The 1,531-nt window shown below is 54.3% G+C and carries 2 protein-coding genes; one reads left to right on the plus strand and one right to left on the minus strand.

What is annotated here, in order from left to right; genetic code table 11:
- Positions 1-375 precede the first annotated feature (375 nt).
- Complete coding sequence (locus FQ320_RS25190) at positions 376-834, minus strand: hypothetical protein (RefSeq protein ID WP_148475995.1); 459 nt, start codon at positions 832-834, stop codon at positions 376-378.
- A gap of 143 nt (positions 835-977) precedes the next feature.
- On the opposite strand from FQ320_RS25190, the gene FQ320_RS25195 reads away from it, so the two are divergent.
- The gene (locus FQ320_RS25195) at positions 978-1,373 is read left to right on the plus strand and encodes an MFS transporter (protein WP_370513111.1); all 396 of its coding nucleotides are present in this window, start codon (positions 978-980) and stop codon (positions 1,371-1,373) included.
- The last annotated feature ends 158 nt before the right edge of the window (positions 1,374-1,531 follow it).

Consider the following 1,531-nt stretch of genomic DNA (forward strand, 5'->3'; position numbering starts at 1 on the left):
TGCTCTATAGTTATCCGGGGAGGCACCTTGCTATGTCTGTCATCAACATCGGTATCTACGAAATTTCTGTCTTGGTCCAAAAGTTGGGTGTGATGAATTCCAGTCATGTAATAGATTTCCTTGGTTTGAAAAGGTTTAAAAAGAAGTGTGAATTAAAGGGCCCATTGAATATACAATTGCGCTTATATCCGTAGTGATCACCCTGGCTACAAGGGTGAGGACGGCTCAGGTGTCGTTCTGAAAAGCTCCCTTCCTCGCCACATGATCCCGCCAGAAATCGGGTACGCAGGTGACGGTAGGCACGAATGCCGACGCAGAATTTTGGAAAATGGCAATACTTGTGTTTAGGTTTCGAAATCGGGTGTGGCATACGATTCAGCTGTCAGATCGCAGGGGTTCGAGAACGCATATCCAAGGATTGAAACATTGTGCATTGCAATGGGGCAGCACAGTCATCAACAGTTGTGCTGCGCCGAGGTTCATCGATCCTTGCAGGCGCGCACGTTCGTTTTTTGGATTGGCTTCAATGAGATCGAATGGGCCGTATTCCGATAAAAGTCGTTGACCTTGGATCGTTGCCATATATCGGTGTCGTGTGTTCTCTTGACCAACGCCGCACGGTTGCATCTTCAGACGAATGGTCAGATTGCGTTGATGACCATCAAGGATCAGGTCGCAAATGTACGTCGGTATCTTTGTGCCCGCACGTCTCAGAAAAACACCGGAGTAAGCGGGCCTCCGCAGCCCTGATAATGCAAGTCCAACGAACGTCTGCCTTACCTGTTCGCTCGATCTGCGCCGCAGATCATCGATGTCGCGGTGTGTGAAAGTCATATCTGTCTCCCGTTGTTTAAAAAGACATGAGCTGCGAACATTTTTTAAAAGTTAAAGATAGCAAGGTCTTCAACATCAGCCGTACTCAGAGCTAAACGATAGTAGACTCTCCGCTGCTCTTTTCGCTCACCACAGGACCGGCAGTGGTCTGGCAGCTTCTGGCGGTGGCGCGGTTCGTCGGTGCCGCCTTCCTCGGCCCGGGATCGGCACTGGCTTTCGCGGCGGTCTGTGTGGCCACGGGGGCGACACTGGGCGCCGACATGGTGATCCTGCCGGCGATGTTTTCGGTTGCGCTGACCCAAGCGGGTCTTAGCGCTTCCCAGGCCTTCGGATTGTGGTCCTTCGCGGGCAAGCTCGGCCTTTCTCTGACCGCCTTCCTCATCCTACCCGTGCTGCAAACCTTTGGCTTCACCCCCGGCGCGCAAAATACCGACGCGGCCTTGCGCACGCTCACCGTGGCCTATGCCGTCTTGCCCTGCGTGCTGAAACTCTGTGTGCTCGCCATCGTCCTAGCGCTGCCGCTTCGGACCGGGGCGTAACTTCAAGCCATTCCACCCCGCGCGTCCCGATTGCGTATTCCGGGGTGATGCGCCCACCGATTCCGATTTGATGCGCCCACCCGTTCCGCTTTTATTCGCCCACCGATTCCGGGGTATGCGCCCACCCCTGTGACGTGCTGCTGCGAGGCAATCTGTAA

This window comes from Oceaniovalibus sp. ACAM 378, from assembly GCF_008085915.1.
Taxonomy (GTDB): Bacteria; Pseudomonadota; Alphaproteobacteria; order Rhodobacterales; family Rhodobacteraceae; genus Oceaniglobus.

Coding starts and splice junctions, on each gene's coding strand:
- FQ320_RS25190 (WP_148475995.1), bottom strand. CDS start 834: ATGACTTTCACACACCGCGACATCGATGATCTGCGGCGCAGATCGAGC.